At 71.7% G+C, this 21,806-nt stretch carries 18 protein-coding genes; 11 read left to right on the plus strand and 7 right to left on the minus strand.

From position 1 onward, the window contains the following. Positions 1 to 235: 235 nt before the first annotated feature. From IAG44_RS30000 to lgt, 8 genes are all read left to right on the plus strand, one after another. Positions 236 to 487 carry an HGxxPAAW family protein gene (locus IAG44_RS30000; protein ID WP_187750201.1) on the plus strand — a complete coding sequence of 84 codons (252 nt, stop codon included), beginning with the start codon at positions 236 to 238 and terminating at the stop codon, positions 485 to 487. A gap of 74 nt (positions 488 to 561) precedes the next feature. Further along, positions 562 to 999 (plus strand): DUF2752 domain-containing protein, encoded by a 438-nt coding sequence (locus IAG44_RS30005; protein WP_187750202.1) that lies wholly within the window; start codon positions 562 to 564, stop codon positions 997 to 999. 114 nt (positions 1,000 to 1,113) lie between these two features. After that, positions 1,114 to 1,923, plus strand: a complete 810-nt coding sequence (gene trpC, locus IAG44_RS30010; protein WP_187750203.1) for an indole-3-glycerol phosphate synthase TrpC — start codon at positions 1,114 to 1,116, stop codon at positions 1,921 to 1,923. 21 nt (positions 1,924 to 1,944) lie between these two features. Then, on the plus strand, positions 1,945 to 2,109 hold the full coding sequence (trpM, locus tag IAG44_RS44830; RefSeq protein ID WP_425508478.1) for a tryptophan biosynthesis modulator TrpM: 165 nt from the start codon (positions 1,945 to 1,947) through the stop codon (positions 2,107 to 2,109). Positions 2,110 to 2,241: 132 nt separating this feature from the next. Beyond that, entirely contained in the window at positions 2,242 to 3,489 is a 1,248-nt protein-coding gene (gene trpB, locus IAG44_RS30015) for a tryptophan synthase subunit beta (protein WP_187750204.1), read from the plus strand. After that, complete coding sequence (gene trpA / locus IAG44_RS30020) at positions 3,486 to 4,304, plus strand: tryptophan synthase subunit alpha (RefSeq protein ID WP_187750205.1); 819 nt, start codon at positions 3,486 to 3,488, stop codon at positions 4,302 to 4,304. The genes trpB and trpA overlap by 4 nt, the downstream gene beginning before the upstream one ends. 105 nt (positions 4,305 to 4,409) lie before the next feature. Further along, a complete protein-coding gene (locus IAG44_RS30025; protein ID WP_187750206.1) occupies positions 4,410 to 5,183 on the plus strand; it encodes a DsbA family protein in 774 nt (257 codons plus the stop codon). A gap of 160 nt (positions 5,184 to 5,343) precedes the next feature. Then, entirely contained in the window at positions 5,344 to 6,267 is a 924-nt protein-coding gene (gene lgt / locus IAG44_RS30030; RefSeq protein WP_187750207.1) for a prolipoprotein diacylglyceryl transferase, read from the plus strand. An 87-nt stretch (positions 6,268 to 6,354) separates the two neighbouring features. On the opposite strand, the gene IAG44_RS30035 is transcribed toward lgt, so the two are convergent. From IAG44_RS30035 to IAG44_RS30065, 7 genes are read right to left on the minus strand one after another with little or no spacing between them, the layout of a single operon-like run. After that, complete coding sequence (locus IAG44_RS30035) at positions 6,355 to 7,170, minus strand: HpcH/HpaI aldolase/citrate lyase family protein (protein WP_187750208.1); 816 nt, start codon at positions 7,168 to 7,170, stop codon at positions 6,355 to 6,357. Then, positions 7,167 to 8,357 (minus strand): CaiB/BaiF CoA transferase family protein, encoded by a 1,191-nt coding sequence (locus tag IAG44_RS30040; protein WP_187750209.1) that lies wholly within the window; start codon positions 8,355 to 8,357, stop codon positions 7,167 to 7,169. The genes IAG44_RS30035 and IAG44_RS30040 overlap by 4 nt, the downstream gene beginning before the upstream one ends. After that, positions 8,354 to 9,250 carry a ribokinase gene (locus IAG44_RS30045; protein ID WP_187750210.1) on the minus strand — a complete coding sequence of 299 codons (897 nt, stop codon included), beginning with the start codon at positions 9,248 to 9,250 and terminating at the stop codon, positions 8,354 to 8,356. The genes IAG44_RS30040 and IAG44_RS30045 overlap by 4 nt, the downstream gene beginning before the upstream one ends. Further along, positions 9,247 to 10,575 carry an ADP-ribosylglycohydrolase family protein gene (locus IAG44_RS30050; RefSeq protein WP_187750211.1) on the minus strand — a complete coding sequence of 443 codons (1,329 nt, stop codon included), beginning with the start codon at positions 10,573 to 10,575 and terminating at the stop codon, positions 9,247 to 9,249. Before IAG44_RS30050 ends, IAG44_RS30045 begins: the two co-directional genes overlap by 4 nt. Next, positions 10,563 to 11,780: an ADP-ribosylglycohydrolase family protein gene (locus IAG44_RS30055; protein WP_187750212.1), complete on the minus strand. Its 1,218-nt coding sequence runs from the start codon at positions 11,778 to 11,780 to the stop codon at positions 10,563 to 10,565. The genes IAG44_RS30050 and IAG44_RS30055 overlap by 13 nt, the downstream gene beginning before the upstream one ends. Positions 11,781 to 11,788: 8 nt before the next feature. After that, positions 11,789 to 13,246 (minus strand): ADP-ribosylglycohydrolase family protein, encoded by a 1,458-nt coding sequence (locus tag IAG44_RS30060; RefSeq protein ID WP_425508479.1) that lies wholly within the window; start codon positions 13,244 to 13,246, stop codon positions 11,789 to 11,791. Beyond that, positions 13,243 to 14,268 (minus strand): ADP-ribosylglycohydrolase family protein, encoded by a 1,026-nt coding sequence (locus IAG44_RS30065; RefSeq protein ID WP_187750214.1) that lies wholly within the window; start codon positions 14,266 to 14,268, stop codon positions 13,243 to 13,245. Before IAG44_RS30065 ends, IAG44_RS30060 begins: the two co-directional genes overlap by 4 nt. Positions 14,269 to 14,523: 255 nt before the next feature. On the opposite strand from IAG44_RS30065, the gene IAG44_RS30070 reads away from it, so the two are divergent. From IAG44_RS30070 to IAG44_RS30080, 3 genes are all read left to right on the plus strand, one after another. Further along, entirely contained in the window at positions 14,524 to 15,255 is a 732-nt protein-coding gene (locus tag IAG44_RS30070; protein ID WP_187750215.1) for a VIT1/CCC1 transporter family protein, read from the plus strand. A 375-nt stretch (positions 15,256 to 15,630) separates the two neighbouring features. After that, entirely contained in the window at positions 15,631 to 20,223 is a 4,593-nt protein-coding gene (gene gltB, locus IAG44_RS30075) for a glutamate synthase large subunit (RefSeq protein ID WP_187750216.1), read from the plus strand. Continuing rightward, on the plus strand, positions 20,216 to 21,676 hold the full coding sequence (locus tag IAG44_RS30080; protein ID WP_187750217.1) for a glutamate synthase subunit beta: 1,461 nt from the start codon (positions 20,216 to 20,218) through the stop codon (positions 21,674 to 21,676). Before gltB ends, IAG44_RS30080 begins: the two co-directional genes overlap by 8 nt. The last annotated feature ends 130 nt before the right edge of the window (positions 21,677 to 21,806 follow it).

Below are 21,806 nucleotides of genomic sequence, written 5' to 3' on the forward strand. Positions count from 1 at the left end.
GCCCTCCGCCCTCGCGTCACGCGTGCGCGTGTGAAGGCTCGCGGAGATGTTTGGCGCCCTTCCTGCCTGCCCTCCCCGCCCGCACGTCCCGCGTGTGGGAACGGTGTTCGGGGTCCCGTTGTGGTGAATCGGCGGTTGTCAGGGGGCACCCCGGCGTTCCTCGGGGCGGTGGGTGCGGGACAATGTGGGGGAGCGTCCGGGTGGGCGTCACATGGACAGCAATGAGGAGCAAGTCATGGCGGGCAACAGCCACGGTCACACCCCGGCCGCCTGGACCGGTGTCACGATCTCGTTCATCGGATTCTGCGTCGCGGGCGCGTTCATGGTGATGGCGCAGCCGCTGGGCTTCTGGGCCGGCATGGTGATCTCGGTGCTCGGCGGTGGCGTCGGCCTGGTCATGAAGGGCATGGGGCTCGGCCAGCCGAAGGGCTACCGCGACCTCCCCGACCACATCACCTACGGCACCCCGGCCAAGGCCGACAGCTGAGACGGCTCTTCAGAGCGGACTTTCCGACGGCGGCCCGGCGCGAGAGCGTTCCGGGCCGCCGTCGCGCGTGCACAATGCGAGACATGACGAAGGCCGACGTCCAGCAGACCAGCCCCTCGCTCGCCGCCCGCCTCGCCGTGCCCGCCGGGATCATGGCGGCCGTCGTCGGCGCCTTCGGGTACGTGGCGACCGTCGACCCCAACGAGCCCGGCCACTACCCCGTCTGCCCCCTCTACCAGCTCACCGGCCTGTACTGTCCCGGCTGCGGCGGCCTGCGCAGCGCGCACGCGTTCGCGCACGGCGACCTGCTGACCGCGCTCCAGGACAACGCCGCCGCCGTACTGGCCTATCTGGGCTTCGCCGTCGTGTGGACTGTCTGGGTGGTCCGCGCGGCACGCGCCCGCCCCGCGCGCGTAGTGCTCGGGAACGCGCACCTGTGGGCGATCGGCGTGTTCCTGCTGGTCTTCACGGTTGTCCGAAACCTGCCGTTCGCCGACTGGCTACGCCCTTGATCAACAGGGGAACGTCCGGGTAATGGAAGCGGCGCCGGTCTGATGCGGGCCACGTGGGGTCCGGCGGATACCATCGCGGCAGGAAATGTCACCGCCCGGAAGGGGGCCGCTCGCGTGAGTGTGCTCGACGAGATCATCGACGGAGTCCGTGCCGACCTCGCGGAGCGGCAGGCGCGCGTCAGCCTCGACGAGCTGAAGGAACGCGCGGCGAAGGCCCCGGCGGCCAAGGACGGCGTCGCCGCCCTGCGGGGTGACGGCGTCAAGGTCATCTGCGAGGTCAAGCGCTCCAGCCCCTCCAAGGGCGCGCTGGCCGCGATCGCCGACCCGGCGGGCCTCGCCGCCGACTACGAGGCGGGCGGCGCCGCCGCGATCTCCGTCCTCACCGAGCAGCGCCGCTTCGGCGGCTCCCTGGCCGACCTCGACGCCGTACGCGCGCGTGTGGACGTCCCCGTCCTGCGCAAGGACTTCATCGTCACGTCGTACCAGCTGTGGGAGGCCCGCGCGCACGGCGCCGACCTCGCCCTCCTGATCGTCGCCGCCCTCGAACAGCCCGCCCTTGAGTCCCTGATCGAGCGTGCCGAGTCCATCGGTCTCACGGCGCTCGTCGAGGTCCACGACGAGGACGAGGTGGAGCGCGCGGTCGCCGCCGGCGCGAAGGTGATCGGCGTCAACGCCCGCGACCTCAAGACCCTCGAGGTCGACCGCTCCACCTTCGAGCGGGTCGCCCCCGAGATCCCCGACCGCATCGTCAAGATCGCCGAGTCCGGCGTCCGCGGCCCCCACGACCTCATCGCCTACGCCAACGCGGGCGCCGACGCCGTCCTCGTCGGCGAGTCCCTGGTCACCGGCAAGGACCCCAGGGCGGCGGTCGCGGATCTGGTCGCCGCGGGCGAACACCCGGCGATCCGGCACGGGCGCGCGTGATCACCCGTTAGGCTTACGACGATGACTCCGACTCCGTACTCCGAGGACAGGCACGCGCGACTCGCGCGCGGTTGCCGCCCCCGGGGCTGCCGCGCGCCCGCGCGCAGGGTGCACGGCCGGAGGGTGCGGTACGTCATCGGGGCCGAGCCGGGACAGGTAAACGGCCGTCGATGGCAACGGACCTGAAGGGGCGCGGGGAGTCACCCGAGGTGCGGCCACAGCCGCGCGGGCGCGAACAGATCAGCTGAAGCCGTTCGTGAACCCCTGCCCCCACGGCGAATTCGTGTTGTTCTCCACAACTCACCGTGAGGTTTCCGCATGCCCAGCGAGTTCTTCATTCCCGACCCCGAGGGTCACGTCCCCACCGCCGAGGGCTACTTCGGCGACTTCGGCGGCAAGTTCATCCCGGAGGCCCTGGTCGCCGCCGTGGACGAGGTCGCCGTCGAGTACGAGAAGGCCAAGGGCGACCCGGCGTTCGCCCGCGAGCTGGACGACCTCCTGGTCAACTACACCGGCCGCCCCAGTTCCCTCACCGAGGTGCCCCGCTTCGCGGAGCACGCGGGTGGCGCGCGCGTGTTCCTCAAGCGCGAGGACCTGAACCACACCGGCTCCCACAAGATCAACAACGTTCTCGGCCAGGCCCTGCTGACCAAGCGCATGGGTAAGACCAGAGTCATCGCGGAGACCGGCGCGGGCCAGCACGGCGTCGCGACGGCCACCGCGTGCGCGCTGTTCGGCCTGGACTGCACGATCTACATGGGCGAGATCGACACCCAGCGCCAAGCCCTGAACGTCGCGCGCATGCGCATGCTCGGCGCCGAGGTCATCGCCGTGAAGTCCGGCAGCCGCACGCTGAAGGACGCGATCAACGAGGCGTTCCGCGACTGGGTCGCCAACGTCGACCGCACGCACTACCTGTTCGGCACGGTCGCGGGCCCGCACCCGTTCCCGGCGATGGTCCGTGACTTCCACCGGGTGATCGGCGTCGAGGCGCGCCGCCAGATCCTGGAGCGCGCCGGCCGCCTCCCGGACGCCGCGATCGCCTGCGTCGGCGGCGGCTCCAACGCGATCGGCCTGTTCCACGCGTTCATCCCCGACACGGACGTCCGTCTGATCGGCTGCGAGCCGGCCGGGCACGGCGTCGAGACGGGCGAGCACGCGGCGACGCTGACGGCCGGTGAGCCCGGCATCCTGCACGGCTCGCGCTCCTACGTCCTCCAGGACGACGAGGGCCAGATCACCGAGCCGTACTCGATCTCGGCGGGGCTCGACTACCCCGGGATCGGCCCGGAGCACTCCTACCTCAAGGACAGCGGCCGGGGCGAGTACCGCGCGGTCACCGACGACGCCGCGATGCAGGCCCTGCGCCTCCTCTCGCGCACCGAGGGCATCATCCCGGCCATCGAGTCGGCCCACGCGCTCGCGGGCGCGCTGGAAGTCGGCAAGGAGCTGGGCCGGGACGGGCTGATCATCGTCAACCTGTCCGGGCGCGGCGACAAGGACATGGACACGGCGGCCCGCTACTTCGGCCTGTACGACACGACCGACGAGGGGGCCTCCAAGTGACCGGCAACATCCGACTCCTGTCCGACACCCTCGCCGCCGCGAAGGCCGAGGGCCGCTCCGCGCTCATCGCCTACCTCCCGGCCGGCTTCCCGACCGTGGACGGCGGCATCGACGCGATCAAGGCCGTCTTCGACGGCGGCGCGGACGTCGTCGAGGTGGGCCTCCCGCACAGCGACCCGGTGCTCGACGGGCCGGTCATCCAGACCGCCGACGACATCGCGCTGCGCGGCGGCGTCAAGATCGCGGACGTCATGCGGACGGTCCGTGAGGCGCACGAGGCGACCGGGAAGCCGGTGCTCGTGATGACGTACTGGAACCCCATCGACCGCTACGGCGTCGAGCGGTTCACCGCCGAGCTGGCCGAGGCCGGCGGCGCGGGCTGCATCCTGCCCGACCTGCCCGTCCAGGAGGCCGGGCTGTGGAGGGAGCACGCCGCCAAGCACGACCTCGCGACGGTCTTCGTGGTCGCGCCGAGCAGCAGGGACGCGCGGCTCGCGGAGATCACGGCGGCCGGCAGCGGCTTCGTGTACGCGGCCTCGCTGATGGGCGTCACCGGGACGCGTGAATCGGTCGGCGCACAGGCGCAGAACCTGGTCGAGCGGACCCGCGCGACCCGCGCCGACCTGCCCGTCTGCGTCGGGCTCGGCGTCTCCAACGCCGAACAGGCCGCCGAGGTGGCCTCCTTCGCGGACGGCGTGATCGTCGGATCGGCGTTCGTGCAGCGGATGCTGGACGCGCCGGACACCGCCGCCGGCGTCGAGGCGGTGCGGGAGCTGGCCGCCGACCTCGCGAAGGGCGTGCGCCGGACGGCGTAAGGGCTGCTGGGCCGGTCTGTTGGGCCGGTCGGCGGGTCACTCACTCGATCGGGTGGTCCTGGGACAGGGGAGGCGCAATGCGTCTCCCCTGTTCGTTTGCGGGGTGTGAGCGAGAAGAACCGAGTGGGAAAGCTGTCGGCGCGGGAGCGGCTGGCGGTCGAGCGTGAGAAGCAGAAGGCCGCCGAGAAGCGGCGCAAGGTGCTGGTCGTCGGCGCGAGCGTCGTCGCCGTGCTGGCGGTCGCCGCGGGCATCGGCGTCGTCGCGGCGAACGCCGGGAAGGACGGCGGGGACAGCGCGGGCCCGGTCGTCGCGCCGTCCGGGGCGGGCGGGAAGGACGCGCTGGCCATCCCCGTCGGCAAGGAGAGCGCCAAGTCGACGCTGGTGGTGTGGGAGGACTTCCGCTGCCCGGCCTGCAAGTCGTTCGAGACGGCGTACCGCTCGGTGATCCACGAGCTGACCGGCGCGGGCAAGCTCAAGACCGAGTACCACCTGGCGACCCTCATCGACGGGAACCTGCGCGGCAGCGGGTCCCGCAAGGCGGCCAACGCCGCCGCCTGCGCGCAGGACGTCGGCAAGTTCCCCGCGTACCACGACGTGCTGTACGAGAACCAGCCCCAGGAGACCGACGACGCGTACGCCAAGGAGGCCAGGCTGATCGAGCTGGCCGGGAAGGTCGACGGGCTCGACACGCCCGCCTTCCGCGCGTGCGTCGAGAAGGGCACGCACAACGCGTGGGTGAAGAAGTCCGCCGAGGCGTTCAGCAACGGCGGGTTCGGGGGGACACCGACCGTGCTGTTCAACGGGAAGAACATCTACGCGGACCAGTCGATGACACCGGCGAAGCTGAAGCAGATGGTGGAGGAGGCGGACAAGGGGTGAGGCCGGCGGGGCTGACGGGGGTTTCGGGCGGCCGGTTCCGGCCGGGAGCGGGCCGACAGGGGATCGACAGGAGTTCCCCCGCGTTTGACCGGCCCGTTATCCAGCCGTTGCCGGGCTGCCCGCCGTCGGCCCGGCCCGGCAAGGTAGCGTCGACCCTGCCATGGAACTTGCCTACATTCCCAGCCCGTCGCACGGGGTCTACCACCTCTGGGGCATCCCGCTGCGCGGCTACGCGTTCTGCATCATCATCGGCGTCTTCGTCGCGGTCTGGCTCGGCAACAAGCGATGGCTCGCCCGGGGCGGGCGGGCCGGGACGATCGCCGACATCGCCGTCTGGGCGGTGCCGTTCGGCCTCGTCGGCGGGCGCCTGTACCACGTCATCACCGACTACGAGCTGTACTTCAGCGAGGGCCGGGACTGGGTCGACGCCTTCAAGGTCTGGGAGGGCGGGCTCGGGATCTGGGGGGCCATCGCGCTCGGGGCGCTCGGGGCGTGGATCGGGTGCCGGCGGCGCGGGATCCCGATGCCGGCGTACGCCGACGCCGTCGCCCCCGGGATCGCGCTCGCGCAGGCCATCGGGCGCTGGGGGAACTGGTTCAACCAGGAGCTGTACGGCAAGGCGACGGACGTCCCCTGGGCGCTGCACATCACGTCCTCCGCGGAAGGGCGGGTGCCGGGGTACTACCACCCGACGTTCCTCTACGAATCCCTCTGGTGCGTCGGTGTCGCGTTCCTGGTCATCTGGGCGGACCGGCGCTTCAAGCTCGGGCACGGGCGGGCGTTCGCGCTCTACGTCGCCGCGTACTGCGTCGGGCGGTTCTGGACGGAGTACCTGCGGGTCGACGACGCGCACCACATCCTGGGCCTGCGTCTCAACAACTGGACCGCGCTGCTCGTGTTCCTCCTCGCGGTGACGTACTTCGTGATCTCCGCGAAGAAGCGCCCCGGGCGGGAGGAGATCGTCGAGCCCGGCGCCCCCGACGGCGAGGGCGAGGCCGAGGGCGCCTCTGAGAGCGAGCCCGAGGACAAGAAGGCCGACGCCGAGAACGGGAACGAGGCGAAGTCCGCCGGGAAGCAGAGCTAGCCGGCTCGACGGCACGAGACGGTACGAAGGGCGCCCAGGGAACCCTGGGCGCCCTTCGCCCATGCCGGGGACGGGGGCGGGTTCAGGTCAGGGGGCGGTCAGGGCGAGGGTTCGATGCGCCGCCTCCAGCACCGCCTTGTCGATGAAGGTGCCGTCGGGAAGGGCCTGGGCGCCCTCGTTCCGCTCGGCGGCCTTGAGGATCGACTCAGCCTTCTCGATCTCCTCCTGCGTGGGGAGGTAGGCGCTCTCGATGACGGGGAGCTGGCGGGGGTGGATGGCGGCCCGGCCCAGGAAGCCCAGGCGGCGGCCCTGCGCGCTGGTGGCGGCCAGGGCGGCGAGGTCCTTGGTGTGGGGGTGCACGGACTGGGGCGGGGGCGGCAGGGAGGCGGCTCGGGCGGCGACGATCGCGCGGGAGCGGGGCCAGGCGAGGGCTTCGTCCGAGGTGGCGTTCAGGTCGGCCCTCAGATCCGCCTCGCCCAGGGCGATGCCCCGCAGGGCGGGGTGGGACCGGGCGATGGCGTAGGCGTGCTCGATCGCCAGGGCCGATTCCAGGAGGGCGTACAGCGGGAGGTTCCGGGCCAGGGCGTCCGCCGTCGCCGTGACGTCCCCGGGAGTGGTGATCTTGGGGAGGCGCAGGGCCGAGACGCCGGGGAGCGGGGAGAGGGCGGTCAGGTCGGCCCGGGACCAGGGGGTGTGCGCCGCGTTGACGCGTACGTGGATCCGGTGGGGGTGGGGGTCGGCGAGGCGTTCCGCCGTCGCCGCCCGGGCGTAGGACTTGCGGTCCGGGGCGACGGCGTCCTCCAGGTCGATGATGACGACGTCCGCGCCCGCCGCCAACGCCTTCGTGACCACCTCGGGGCGGTCGCCGGGGGCGTAGAGCCAGGTGAGGGGGAACTTTCTCATACGGCGCCCGTCTCCCGGAGGGTGGCCAACTCGTCGGCGGTGACGCCGAGTTCGGTGAGGATCGCGTCCGTGTCGGCGCCGTGGGGGCGGCCCGCCCAGCGGATCGCGCCGGGGGTGGCGGAGAGCCGGAAGAGGACGTTCTGCATGAGGAGGGGGCCGAGTTCGGGGTCGTCGACGGTCGTGAGCGTGCCGAGCGCCCGGTACTGCGGGTCCTGGACGACGTCCCGCACGTCCTGGACGGGCGCGATCGCGGCCTCGGCCTTCTCGAACGCCGTAAGGACCTCGTCGCGGGGACGGGCGGCGATCCAGCGGGCCACGGCGTCGTCGAGGACGTCCGCGTGGGCCGCCCGCCGCGCGCCCGTCGCGAACCAGGGTTCGTCGATCAGGTCGGGGCGGCCGACGAGGCGCATGACGCGTTCGGCGACGGACTGGGCCGAGGTGGAGACGGCCACCCAGGTGCCGTCGGCCGTGCGGTAGGTGTTGCGGGGGGCGTTGTTGGCGGAGCGGTTGCCGGTGCGGCGCTGGACGTGGCCCAGCTGGTCGTACCAAGTCGGCTGGGGGCCCAGCACCGTGAGGATCGGCTCGATGATCGCCATGTCGACGACCTGCCCCTCACCCGTGCGGTCACGGGCGGCCAGCGCCGTCATCACCGCGTACGCCGTGGCGAGGCCCGCGATGGAGTCGGCGAGGCCGAACGGCGGGAGCGTCGGGGGCGCGTCCGGCTCGCCGGTGACGGCGGCGAAACCGCTCAGCGCCTCGGCGAGGGTGCCGAAACCCGGGCGGTGGGAGGCGGGCCCGAACTGGCCGAAGGCGGTGACGCGTGCCAGCACCAGACGGGGGTTCACGGCGTGCAGGACGTCCCAGCCGAGGTCCCACCGCTCCAGGGTGCCGGGGCGGAAGTTCTCGACGACCACGTCCGCGGTCTCCGCCAGGCGCAGCAGCGTGGCCCGGCCGCCGGGGGTGGAGAGGTTCAGGGTCATCGTGCGCTTGCCCCGGCCCAGCACCTTCCACCACAGGCCCACCCCGTCCTTGGCGGGCCCGTGGCCCCTGGACGGGTCCGGTTTCGCCGGGTGCTCGACCTTGACGACCTCCGCGCCGAAGTCGCCGAGCAGCGTCGCCGCGAGCGGGCCCGCGAAGAGGGTGGCCAGATCCAGGACGCGTAGGCCCTGCAAGGGAGTTGACGTCATGCGGCGTGGCGCTCCTCGATCTCCTGACGGTACGGCATCGACGTGGCGGCACCCGGGCGCTCGACCGACAGCGACGCCGCTGCCGCCGCCCAGCGCAGGGCCTGGTCGAGGGGGCGTTCCTCGCCGAGGGCGGTCGCCAGGGCGCCGACGAACGTGTCCCTGGCGGCAGTCGAGTCGACCGGGGTCGTGTGCGGGGCCGGGACGGCGAGCGGGGCGGTCGTCCGGGAGACGTGCAGGGCGCCCGCCGCGCCCAGGGTGACGATCACCTCCGGGACCAGGGTGAGGAGGTGGCGTGCCGCGTCCACCGGGTCCGTGCGGTCGGACAGGGTGATCGCCTCGTACGCGTTCGGGACCAACAGGTCGGTGACGGCGAGGAGTTCGGGCGGGAGCGGGGTGACGGGGGACGGGGTGAGGACCGTGCGGACTCCGTGGGCCCGCGCCGCCCGCGCCGCCGCCACCACCGCCGGGAGCGGGATCTCCAACTGGAGGAGGAGGAGGGTGTCCGCCGAGGCGATCAGGGTCTCGTCGCCGGGGGCGAGGTGGTCGACCGTGCCGTTCGCGCCGGGGATGACGACGATCGCGCTGCCGCCGTCGTCGTCCACGGTGATGTGGGCCGTGCCCGACGCGGTGTCCATCGTGCGGAGGTGGTCGGTGTTCACGCCCGCCTGGTCCAACGTGGCGCGCAGGAGGGGGCCTTGGGGGTCGGTGCCGACCGCGCCGATCATCGAGACGGTCGCGCCGGCGCGTGCTGCCGCGATCGCTTGGTTGGCGCCTTTGCCGCCGGGGGTGGTGCGGAAGTCCCTGCCGGTCAGGGTCTCGCCGGGGGCCGGCGGGCGGGGGGCGTGGGTGACGAGGTCCATGTTGGTGCTGCCCAGTACGACGATGTGGGTCATGGGCGGGACGCCTCCCTGTGGGTGAGGTGGGCCAGGGTGTCGAAGCCGATGCCGTCGAAGGACGGGACGGAGGTGGAGAGGCGGTTCTTCAGGGGGGCCGTCCAGTGGGGCGTGGGTGGGCCGGAGAGGAGGGCGGCGATGCTGCCCGCCGTCGCGCCGTTGGAGTCCGTGTCCCAACCTCCCGAAACCGCGCGGCAGATGGAGGCCGTGAAGTCGCCGTCCGCGTGGGTGAGGGCGGCGGCGATCAGTGCGGTGTTGGGGATGGCGTGGACCCAGTGGTAGGCGGCGTGGGTCGCGTGCAGGGCGTCGACGACCTTGTCGAAGTCCTTGTGGGTGTGGGCCAGTTGGATCGCGTTCTCGACTGCCTTGTGGAGGCGGGAAGTCGGGGGGATCGTCGTCAGGGCTGTGCGCAGGCAGGCGTGGATGTCCTGGGTGCCTGTCGTCGCTGTCGCGATCGTCGCCGCGGTGAACATCGCCGCGTAGACGCCGTTGGCGGTGTGGGTCAACCGGGCGTCTCTGTATGCCTGTTCGGCTGCCGCGTGGGGGTTTCCGGGGTTGGTCCAGCCGTGGACGTCCGCTCTGATCAGGGCGCCGATCCACTCCCGGAAGGGGTTGTGGTGGGTCGCGGTGTCCGGGGGGTCGATGCCGGTCAGGAGGTTTCGGTAGGCGACGCGTTCCGCTGTGAAGGTGCGGCCCGCCGGGAGTTCGTCCAGCCACAGGCGGGCGACGTCGTCCGTGGTGAAGGATCTGCCGTGGCGCTGGAGCAGAAGCAGGTTCAGCAAGGGGTAGTTGAGGTCGTCGTCCTCCGGCATGCCGTCGATGTTCTCGGCGAGGGAGGTGGGCGCGGAGCGGCGGTTCCACGGGTGTTGTTTCAGGAGGGAGTTGGGGACGTCGCGCTCGGTGAAGTAGGTGGTCAGGGGCCAGTTGCCGGCGGCTTTGGCGAGGGCGCGGATGGCGTGGAGGGGGAGTTTTTCCACGGGTTTGCCGAGGACACAGCCGACGGCGCGGCCTAGCCAGGCGGCTTCGTAGGTCTGGGGGGAGGGGGGTGGGGTGGGTGTGCAGTGCGGGGGTGAAGGGGGGCCCGTGGGCTCGGAGTTGGCCAACTCGCTGGGGAGGGAGGCCAGTTCGGTCAGGAGAGTGAGGGCCAGGGCACGGAGGTGAGGTGGGGCCGGGGTGGGGGAGGCGCCCGCTCTGGGCGGGGGTGGGGGGCCGCCCGCCTCGTGCCAGCGGGTGGCGATGCCGGTGGCGTCGCGGCCGTCCTCGGCCGCCTGGCGGAGTTCGTGGCCCAGGAGGTCTTCGGGCTGGAGCCAGGTCAGGCGGAGCACAGGGGGGATCCCAGGGTGGTGAAGGCGGATTCGTGGGCGCGGCGGCGGGCCACGTCCCGGTCGAAGATCTCCCGGGTGACGGCGGTGAGGGTGCGGGCCGGGTGTTGGAGGTCCAACTTGCTGGCGTCCGCGACCTGTTGGGCCCAGGTGTCCGGGGGCGGGGAGCCCAGGGCGCCGGCGAGGGCGCCGGTCATCGTCGCGATGGAGTCGCAGTCCCGGCCGTAGTTGACGGCGCCCAGGACCGCCGTCTCGTAGTCGCCGTCCGCGATGAGCAACATGGCCAGGGCGACGGGGAGTTCCTCGATGGAGTGGAGGCGGGAGGGGCGGCGGGCGCCGAGGGAGGGGGCGCGGTAGTCGGGGCCCACCGTGTCGTAGGGGGCGATCGCCTCGCGGAGGGGGGCCAGGGCGGCGTCGGGGGAGTCGTACCGGGCGGCTGTCTCGCAGGTCTTCTCGATCGCCGTCCGCGTGCCGTCCTTCGCCAGGGACAGGCACGTGTCGATCACGGACGCCGGTGTCGCTTCCGGCGTGCAGGCCGCCGCGACCGCCGCCGCGAAGACGCCGGCCGCCTCGCGGCCGTAGGAGGACTGGTGGGCGCCCGCGATGTCCAGGGCCTCCAGGTAGGCGGCCCTCGGATGGGCCGCGTTGACGATGCCGACCGGGGCCATGTACATCGCGGCGCCGCAGTTGACGATGTTGCCGACGCCGGCCTCGCGGGGGTCGACGTGGCCGTAGTGCAGTCGGGTGACCAGCCACTTCTCCGCGAGGAAGAGGCGGTGCAGGAGCAGGGCCTCCGTCTCCAGCTCCGGGATCCAGCGGGGGGTGGTCATCAGGTCGGGGACCAGGTGGTCGGCGATCGCGTGGGCGTCCAGGTGGTCGCGGACCTTCTCGTACACCCTGATCAGGGCGTGGGTCATCAAGGTGTCGTCCGTGACGTGGCCGTCGCCCTTGTGGTACGGGGCGATCGGGCGGGCCGTGCGCCAGTCGTCGCCGTTCCAGGGGCCCACGACGCCGGTGACCCGGCCGCCGTGGCGGTCCAGGATCTGGGCGGGGGAGTAGCCCTCGACGGGGCCGCCGAGGGCGTCGCCGACGGCCGCGCCGACGATCGCGGCGGTGATGCGGTCCGTCAGGGACGGCTGGAAGGAAGGCTGAGGGGAGTCGAAGGGCGCCTGTGGTGTTCCGTAGGGGGTGGGGGTTTTGTCGTGCATGTGGTGAATCATGCTCCTGTCGTGGGCGGTTGTGCGGCTTCCAGGAGTTCGGCGAGTTCCAGGAGGTCGGTGCCGGTGAGGCGGGGGAGGGTGCAGCCGGAGAGGGTGCGGGTGGTGGTGCGCCAGGTGTCGGGGATCGCCGCCGCGCCGCCGATCGCGCCGGTCAGGGCGCCGGTGAGGGCGGGGGCGGAGTCCGCGACGCGGGAGAGGCAGGCGGCCGCGGGGATCGCCTCGGTGATGTCGCCGTGCGCGGCGAGGGAGAGGGCCAGGGCGATGGGGACGGTCTCCGCCGCCGCGATGCCGTAGCTGTAGACGTGGTCGACGATCTGGTGCTCCAGCAGGGGGATCAGGGCGAAGGGGGACGACGTGGTGGTGGCCAGGTGGAGGGCCTGGCGGGCGTTCCTGCCGATCTCCGTCTCCGGGGGGAGCCGGTCCAGGGCCGCCGTCACGCAGGTGTCGATGTTCTCGCCGGTCAGGGCCAGGGAGATCGCCGCGGCCATGGCTCTGGCGCCGTGGACTCCGTCGCCGTCCTGGGTGTAGCGGGCGTCGAACTCGGCGAGGTCCGCTGCGCGGGTGGGGTTGCCGGGGTGGGTGGTGGCCAGGACGCAGGCCCTGACGCAGGCCGCGTCGTCGAAGTAGTGGGGGTTGTCGTGGCCGGTCGCCGGGGGGCGTAGGCCGGCGGCGAGGTTGCCCAGGCCGGCTCGGACGGAGATGCGGGCGCGCAAGGGGAGGACGGCCGACTCGATCTCCGGGGCGTTCGCGGTCGCGGCGGCGACCTCTGCGGCGAGGGAGGTCCAGGTGAGGTCGATGGCTGTTCTCGCCCGGTGGTCTCGGCTCAGGTCGTTCAAGGTGGTGGGGTCGGCGGCGTTCAGGAGGGTCTGGGCGGTGAAGGCGGCCCATTCCGCGTCGTCCGAGGGGCCCAGGTGGAGGGGGGCGGGGGACTGGTTCAGGGCGATGGGGACGGGGAGGGTGGTGGTGGCGTTCTGTTCTGCGAAGGTGTCCAGTTCGCGGGTGAGGCGGCGGGTCCAGGTGGGCATGCGGGTGGCTCTGTGGCGGGCGGAGGGCCAGCCGGTGGCGTCGCCGATGGCCAGGCCCAGGAGCATGCCGGTCGTTGGGCGGCGGGGTTCGTTGTGGATTGGGTGAGTGTGCCCGCCCGCGCCACCCGTGCGGGTTTCGTTGTCGGGTGCGGGTGGGTCTTGTGGGGGGTGCTGTGCGTCGGCGGCTTGCGGGGGGTGGGGGGTGGTTCTGTGGGGGTGGGGGCTGTGGGTGGGCTGGTGCGGGTTCGTTGTGGCTGGTCGCGCAGTTCCCCGCGCCCCTGGGTATGTGGGGGCTGGGCGGAGTTTGGTTGTGCTGGTTGTTGTGGTGTTTGTCGTTGGCCTTGTGGAATTGTTCGCCTCCTTCGCTTCCTTCGCGTTCCCCGGTTCCCGGTCCTGACTCCCCCCTGTCGGTGTTCCTCCCGTGCTCATCGGTCCTCCCCTGCCTCCGCCGCCAGGGCGAAGTCTGTGCGTGTGGGGCGCCACTTCATGGGCTCGGTTTGTAGGAGGAGTTCGGCGATGTCGAGGATGTGGTGGCCGGCCATTTCGGGGAGGCAGGAGCCTTTGGCGGGGCCGATGGCGTGGGCCCAGGGGGTGGGGATGGCGGTGATGCCCTGGGTGGCGCCGGAGAGGGCGCCGGCGACGGCGGCGGTGGTGTCGGCGTCGCGGCCCATGTTGACGGCGGTGAGGACGGAGTCGCGGAAGTCGCCGCCGGACGCGGCGAACGCGCCGAACGCGAGGGCCACGGCTTCGGGGGCGAGGTCGGTCCAGGGGTAGCCGGCGATGACGACGGCCGAGCGGATGGCCCGCTCGCCCTCGTGGGCCACGGAGACGGCACGACGAAGAGAGCGGGCGGTCCAGGAGTCGGCCGGGACGACCGCGAGGGCCGAGGCGATCGTCGTGATGGGGGGTGCGCCGGTCATCGCCGCCGCCACGCCCGCCGCCACCGCCTGGCCGCCGTAGATGCCCTCGCCCTCGTGGCTGACGGAGCCGTCGATCGCCGCGAGGCGGGCCGCTTCCGCAGGGCGGCCCGCCGCGTAGACGCCGAAGACGGCGGCGCGCATCGCGAGGCCGTCGCTCCAGGCGTGGCGGTGCTGGGCGGTGACGGGGGCGGTGAGGCCGCGGCGGAGGTTTTCGAGGGTGCCGCGTTCGCTGAAGCCGGCGCCCCGGAAGGGGCCTTCGTCGCGGTCGGCGATCCAGGCGTGCCAGGCGGCCTCGACGTGGGCCGGGGTGAGGGCGGAGCCGTGGCGGGCGAGCAGCAGGCCGGAGAGGATCGCGTACTCGGTGTCGTCCGTGCCGGCGGGGTCGTCGGTGACGTAGCCCGTGATGCGGCCCCAGCGGGCGCGGATCTCGGAGGGTTTCAGGTTCTCGGCGGGGGCGCCCAGCGCGTCGCCGACGGCCAGGCCGAGCAGGGCGCCCCGCGCGCGTTCCCGCAACGCTGCGATCGACGGCATACGTGAACCTCCTCAGACGCGGTGACGGTTCGATCTGTCCCACCATTGGCGGTTGACCTCAGCCTGGAATCCCTTTTGTCACCCGGACGACTTTTGAGCGTCCCCTCATTCGAATGAGCGTTCCGGCGTAAAACCGCAGCTAAGCCCAGCCTTTCCTTGCTGGCGAGCCGGGAATTATCGACGTAGCCTCAGTGCTGTAAAGAATTAGAACGTGTCCAAACTTAGCTTTGGCTTAGCTTGCTGGGGTACCTCGAAATGGCTCTCATCGATGTCCAGGCGCCGCTCCACGAGGCGCACCGCGACAACCACACACACCGTGACGTCAACGGCGGCTGGCTGCGCCCGGCGGTGTTCGGGGCGATGGACGGCCTGGTCTCCAACCTCGCGCTGATGACCGGCGTCGCGGGCGGGAACGTCGGCCAGCAGGCCGTCGTCCTCACCGGCCTGGCCGGGCTCGCGGCCGGTGCCTTCTCGATGGCGGCCGGGGAGTACACGTCGGTCGCCTCGCAGCGCGAGCTGGTGGAGGCGGAGCTGGACGTGGAGCGGGCGCAGCTGAGGCGGCACCCGGCGGACGAGGAGGCCGAGCTGGCCGCGCTGTACGAGGCGCGCGGCGTCGACGCCCCGCTGGCCAGGGAGGTCGCGCGGCAGTTGTCGCGGGACCCGGAGATGGCGCTGGAGATCCACGCGCGCGAGGAGCTGGGCATCGACCCGTCCGACCTGCCTTCGCCGCTGGTCGCCGCCGTCTCCTCGTTCGGGGCGTTCGCGGTCGGGGCGCTGCTGCCGGTGCTGCCGTACCTGCTGGGGGCGAGCGCGCTGTGGCCGGCGGTGCTGGTGGCGCTGCTGGGGCTCTTCCTGTGCGGGGCCGTCGTCGCCCGTGTGACCGCGCGGACCTGGTGGTACAGCGGGCTGCGGCAGTTGGCGCTGGGCGGGGCGGCGGCGGGTGTGACGTACGCCCTGGGCAGTTTGTTCGGGACGGCCGTAGGATAAGGGGGCTGCTATTTATGCGATGGGCCGTATAAATAGCCGTTACCCGCTGGTTTCGGAGGCGTGACCACCGGGCATGAGCCGTAAGCGCTGTGGGCAACGACGCCTGCGGCGCACGCGCGGGATGGGTGAAGACGCCCCTTCCGCACCCCCCAGGATCGACGGACACCGATCTGTCCCGTTCGGCCCCACCCTTTTTCAGCCGCCCTCGCGCGGCGCTCGCCGCGACCCCACGGCGTCCACATGTTGGAACGGTGTATCCACTTCCCGAGAACCGCCCCATCATGTAACCTGCACGAAATTTTGCACTGACGCAGAGGGCCAACGTCGTCCCTCGGCAACGCAGATATGCCACTTGAGACGACGACGGGAGAGCCGATGCGTACGCCGCGCCAGCCGTCCCAGCACTCCGCGAATGGCCGGAACTGGTCCTTCATGGATGCTCGCCCTGCCGCGCAGGGTATGTACGACCCCCGCGACGAGCACGACGCCTGCGGCGTCGGCTTCGTGGCCACCCTCACCGGTGAGGCGAGCCACACGCTGGTCGAGCAGGCGCTGACCGTTCTGCGCAACCTCGAACACCGCGGCGCCACCGGCTCCGAGCCCGACTCGGGCGACGGCGCGGGCATCCTCACCCAGGTCCCGGACGCGTTCTTCCGCGAGGTCGCAGGCTTCGAGCTGCCCGCCGCCGGTTCCTACGCCGTCGGCATCGCCTTCCTCCCCGAGGACGGCACCGAGGCCGCCGTCTCACAGATCGAGACGATCGCCGGCGAGGAGGGCCTGACCGTCCTCGGCTGGCGCGAGGTCCCCGTCGCCCCCGGGCTGCTGGGCGCCACCGCCCGCTCCACGATGCCCGCGTTCCGCGAGGTCTTCGTCACCGACGGCGAGTCCGAGGGCATCGCCCTGGACCGCAAGGCGTTCGCGCTGCGCAAGCGCGCCGAGCGCGAGGCCGGCGTCTACTTCCCGTCGCTGTCCGCGCGGACCATCGTCCACAAGGGCATGCTGACCACCGGCCAGCTGGAGCCGTTCTTCCCGGACCTCTCCGACCGCCGCTTCGCCTCGGCCGTCGCGCTCGTCCATTCCCGGTTCTCCACGAACACCTTCCCGTCGTGGCCGCTCGCCCACCCCTACCGGTTCGTCGCGCACAACGGCGAGATCAACACCGTCAAGGGCAACCGCAACTGGATGCGGGCGCGCGAGTCGCAGCTCGACTCCGAGCTGTTCGGCGCGGACCGGCTCGACCGGCTCTTCCCGGTCTGCACCCCCGACGCCTCCGACTCCGCCTCCTTCGACGAGGTCCTTGAGCTGCTGCACCTCGGCGGCCGGTCCCTGCCGCACTCCGTGCTGATGATGATCCCGGAGGCGTGGGAGAACCACGACTCCATGGACCCGGCCCGGCGCGCGTTCTACGAGTTCCACTCCACGCTGATGGAGCCCTGGGACGGCCCCGCCTGCGTCACCTTCACCGACGGCACCCAGGTCGGCGCGGTCCTCGACCGCAACGGCCTGCGCCCCGGCCGCTACTGGGTCACCGACGACGGCCTCGTCGTCCTCGGCTCCGAGGTCGGCGTCCTCGACATCGACCCCGCGAAGGTCGTCCGCAAGGGCCGCCTCCAGCCCGGCAAGATGTTCCTCGTCGACACCGCCGAGCACCGCATCATCGAGGACGACGAGATCAAGGCGTCCCTCGCCGCCGAGGCCCCCTACGCCGAGTGGCTGGAAGCCGGCGAGATCGAGCTGGGCGACCTGCCCGAGCGCGAGCACATCGTCCACACCCACGCCTCCGTCACCCGCCGCCAGCAGACCTTCGGCTACACCGAGGAGGAGCTGCGCGTCATCCTCGCCCCGATGGCCAAGGCCGGCGCCGAGCCGATCGGCTCCATGGGCACCGACTCGCCCATCGCCGCGCTCTCCAGCCGTCCGCGCCTGCTGTTCGACTACTTCACGCAGCTCTTCGCGCAGGTCACCAACCCGCCGCTGGACGCCATCCGCGAGGAACTGGTCACCTCCCTGCGCTCCTCGCTGGGCCCGCAGGGCAACCTCCTGGAGCCGAGCGCCGCCTCCTGTCGTACCGTCACCCTGCCCTTCCCGGTGATCGACAACGACGAGCTGGCCAAGCTCATCCACATCAACGCCGACGGCGACATGCCCGGCTTCAAGGCCGCGACCCTCTCCGGCCTGTACCGGGTCTCCGGCGGCGGCGACGCCCTCGCCGCCCGGATCGAGGAGATCTGCGCCGAGGCCGACGCCGCCATCGACAACGGCGCCCGCCTGATCGTCCTGTCCGACCGCCACTCCGACGCCGAGCACGCGCCGATCCCCTCGCTGCTGCTCACCGCCGCCGTCCACCACCACCTCATCCGTACCAAGCAGCGCACCCAGGTGGGCCTGCTGGTCGAGGCCGGGGACGTCCGCGAGGTCCACCACGTCGCGCTGCTGATCGGCTTCGGCGCCGCCGCCGTCAACCCCTACCTGGCCATGGAGTCCGTCGAGGACCTGGTCCGCGCGGGCACCTTCCTCTCGGACATCGAGCCCGAGAAGGCCATCCGCAACCTGATCTACGCCCTCGGCAAGGGCGTCCTCAAGGTCATGTCCAAGATGGGCATCTCCACCGTCGCCTCCTACCGCGGCGCCCAGGTCTTCGAGGCCGTCGGCCTGGACGACGCGTTCGTCGAGAAGTACTTCGACGGCACCGCCACCAAGATCGGCGGCGTCGGCATCGACGTCGTCGCCAAGGAGGTCGCCGCCCGGCACGCCAAGGCGTACCCCGTCTCCGGCATCGCCTCGGCGCACCGCGCCCTGGAGATAGGTGGCGAGTACCAGTGGCGCCGCGAGGGCGAGCCGCACCTGTTCGACCCGGAGACGGTCTTCCGCCTCCAGCACTCGACGCGCTCCGGCCGCTACGACATCTTCAAGAAGTACACGGACCGCGTGAACGAGCAGTCCGAGCGCCTGATGACGCTGCGCGGCCTGTTCGGCTTCAACTCGGACCGGCCGTCGATCCCGGTCGACGAGGTCGAGTCCGTCGAGGACATCGTCAAGCGGTTCTCCACCGGCGCCATGTCCTACGGCTCCATCTCCCGCGAGGCCCACGAGACGCTGGCCATCGCCATGAACCAGCTCGGCGGCAAGTCCAACACCGGTGAGGGCGGCGAGGACCCGGAGCGCCTGTACGACCCGGCGCGCCGCTCCGCGATCAAGCAGGTCGCCTCCGGCCGCTTCGGCGTGACCTCCGAGTACCTGGTCAACGCGGACGACATCCAGATCAAGATGGCCCAGGGCGCCAAGCCCGGCGAGGGGGGCCAGCTCCCCGGCCACAAGGTCTACCCGTGGGTCGCCAAGACGCGGCACTCGACGCCCGGCGTCGGCCTCATCTCGCCGCCGCCGCACCACGACATCTACTCCATCGAGGACCTGGCCCAGCTCATCCACGACCTCAAGAACGCCAACCCGCAGGCCCGCATCCACGTGAAGCTGGTCTCCGAGGTCGGCGTCGGCACGGTCGCGGCGGGTGTGTCGAAGGCCCACGCGGACGTCGTGCTCATCTCGGGTCACGACGGCGGTACGGGTGCCTCGCCGCTGACCTCGCTGAAGCACGCGGGTGGCCCCTGGGAGCTGGGTCTCGCCGAGACGCAGCAGACGCTGCTGCTCAACGGGCTGCGCGACCGGATCGTCGTCCAGACCGACGGGCAGCTCAAGACCGGCCGGGACGTCGTCATCGCCGCGCTGCTCGGCGCCGAGGAGTTCGGTTTCGCGACCGCGCCGCTCGTCGTCTCCGGCTGCGTCATGATGCGCGTCTGCCACCTCGACACCTGCCCCGTCGGCATCGCCACACAGAACCCCGTCCTGCGCGACCGGTTCGCCGGCAAGGCCGAGTACGTCGTGAACTTCTTCCGGTTCATCGCCGAAGAGGTCCGCGAGATCCTGGCCGAGCTGGGCTTCCGCTCGATCGAGGAGGCCGTCGGCCGCGCCGAGGTGCTGGACGTCGAGCGCGCCGTCGACCACTGGAAGGCGCAGGGCCTCGACCTCGCCCCGCTCTTCCACGTCCCCGCGCTGCCCGAGGGCGCCGTCCGCCACCAGACCGTCGTCCAGGACCACGGGCTGGAGAAGGCGCTCGACAACGAGCTGATCAAGCTCGCCGCCGACGCGCTCGCCGCCTCCGACGCGACCTCGGCGCAGCCGGTGCGCGCGCAGGTCAAGGTCCGCAACATCAACCGGACCGTCGGCACGATGCTCGGCCACGAGGTGACCAAGAAGTTCGGCGGGGCGGGTCTGCCCGACGACACCATCGACATCACCTTCACCGGGTCCGCCGGCCAGTCCTTCGGCGCGTTCCTGCCGCGCGGTGTCACGCTGCGCCTCGAAGGCGACGCGAACGACTACGTCGGCAAGGGCCTCTCCGGCGGCCGGATCGTCGTCCGCCCCGACCGGGGCGCCGACCACCTCGCCGAGTACTCGACCATCGCGGGCAACACCATCGCCTACGGCGCGACCGGCGGGGAGCTGTTCCTGCGCGGGCGCACCGGTGAGCGGTTCTGCGTCCGCAACTCCGGGGCGCTGGTCGTCTCCGAGGGCGTCGGCGACCACGGCTGCGAGTACATGACCGGCGGCCACGCGGTCGTCCTCGGCGAGACCGGGCGCAACTTCGCGGCCGGCATGTCCGGCGGCATCGCGTACGTCGTCGACCTGAACCGCGACAACGTCAACGCCGGGAACCTCGACGCGATCGAGGAGCTGTCCGACGACGACAAGCTGTGGCTGCACGACGTGGTGCGTCGCCACGCCGAGGAGACCGGCTCCACCGTCGCCGGGAAGCTGCTCGCGGACTGGGACGCGTCGGCCGAACGCTTCACGAAGCTCATCCCCAGCACGTACAAGGCAGTGCTCGCCGCCAAGGACGCCGCCGAGCAGGCGGGACTCTCCGAGTCCGAGATCACCGAGAAGATGATGGAGGCGGCGACCAATGGCTGACCCGAAGGGCTTCCTGAACCACGGCCGTGAGGTCGCCAAGTCCCGCCCGGTCGACGTGCGTCTGAAGGACTGGAACGAGGTCTACGTCCCCGGCTCCCTGCTGCCGATCATCAGCAAGCAGGCGTCCCGCTGCATGGACTGCGGCATCCCGTTCTGCCACAACGGCTGCCCCCTCGGGAACCTCATCCCCGAGTGGAACGACTACGCCTACCGCGAGGACTGGTCGGCGGCGTCCGAGCGGCTGCACGCGACGAACAACTTCCCCGAGTTCACGGGGCGGTTGTGCCCCGCCCCGTGTGAATCCGCGTGCGTGCTCGGCATCAACCAGCCGGCCGTCACCATCAAGAACGTCGAAGTCTCCATCATCGACAAGGCGTGGGACGCCGGCACGGTCGCCCCGCAGGCCCCCGAGCGGCTGTCCGGCAAGACCGTCGCCGTCATCGGCTCGGGCCCGGCCGGGCTCGCCGCCGCGCAGCAGCTCACGCGGGCCGGCCACACCGTCGCCGTGTACGAGCGCGCCGACCGGATCGGCGGCCTCCTGCGGTACGGCATCCCCGAGTTCAAGATGGAGAAGCGGCACATCAACCGCCGCATCGAGCAGATGCGCGCGGAGGGCACCCGCTTCCGCACGGGCATCGAGATCGGCCGCGACCTCAAGGCGGGCGACCTCAAGAAGCGCTACGACGCCGTCGTCATCGCGGCCGGTGCCACCACCGCCCGTGATCTCCCCGTCCCCGGGCGGGAGTTGAAGGGCGTCTACCAGGCCATGGAGTACCTGCCCCTGGCCAACAAGGTCCAGGAGGGCGACTACGTCGTCTCCCCGGTCTCCGCCGAGGGCAAGCACGTCGTCGTCATCGGCGGCGGCGACACCGGGGCGGACTGCGTCGGCACCGCGCACCGTCAAGGGGCCGCGTCCGTCACGCAGTTGGAGATCATGCCGCGCCCGAGCGAGGAGCGGACGGCGAACCAGCCGTGGCCGACGTTCCCCATGCTCTACAAGGTGACCTCCGCGCACGAGGAGGGCGGCGAGCGGGTCTACTCCGTCTCCACCACCCACTTCGAGGGCGACGAGGACGGCAACGTGCGGTGGCTGCACCTCGTCGAGGTCGAGTTCGTCGACGGCAAGCTCACGCAGAAGCCGGGCACCGAGCGGAAGATCCCGGCCCAACTCGTCACGCTCGCCATGGGGTTCACCGGGACGGACCGCGAGAACGGGCTCGTCGAGCAGTTCGGGCTCGACCTGGACGAGCGCGGGAACATCGCCCGTGACGCCGAGTTCCAGACCAACGTGCCGGGCGTGTTCGTCGCCGGTGACGCGGGCCGCGGCCAGTCGCTCATCGTCTGGGCGATCGCCGAGGGACGCTCCGCCGCGCGCGGCTGCGACCGGTTCCTCACCGGGGCCAGCGACCTGCCGGCCCCGATCCGGCCGACGGACCGTTCGCTGATGGTCTGACGGTCACTCAAAAGACGTCCCGTACAAAGGCGTACGGAACATCAGACGGCGCCTGCCCCACTGTCCCCGACCGGACGACCGGGCAGGCGTCGCCGCATGTGCGGACGGCATACCGGGTGGGCGTTGCCGG

Source organism: Streptomyces roseirectus (genome assembly GCF_014489635.1).
Classification (GTDB): Bacteria; Actinomycetota; Actinomycetes; order Streptomycetales; family Streptomycetaceae; genus Streptomyces; species Streptomyces roseirectus.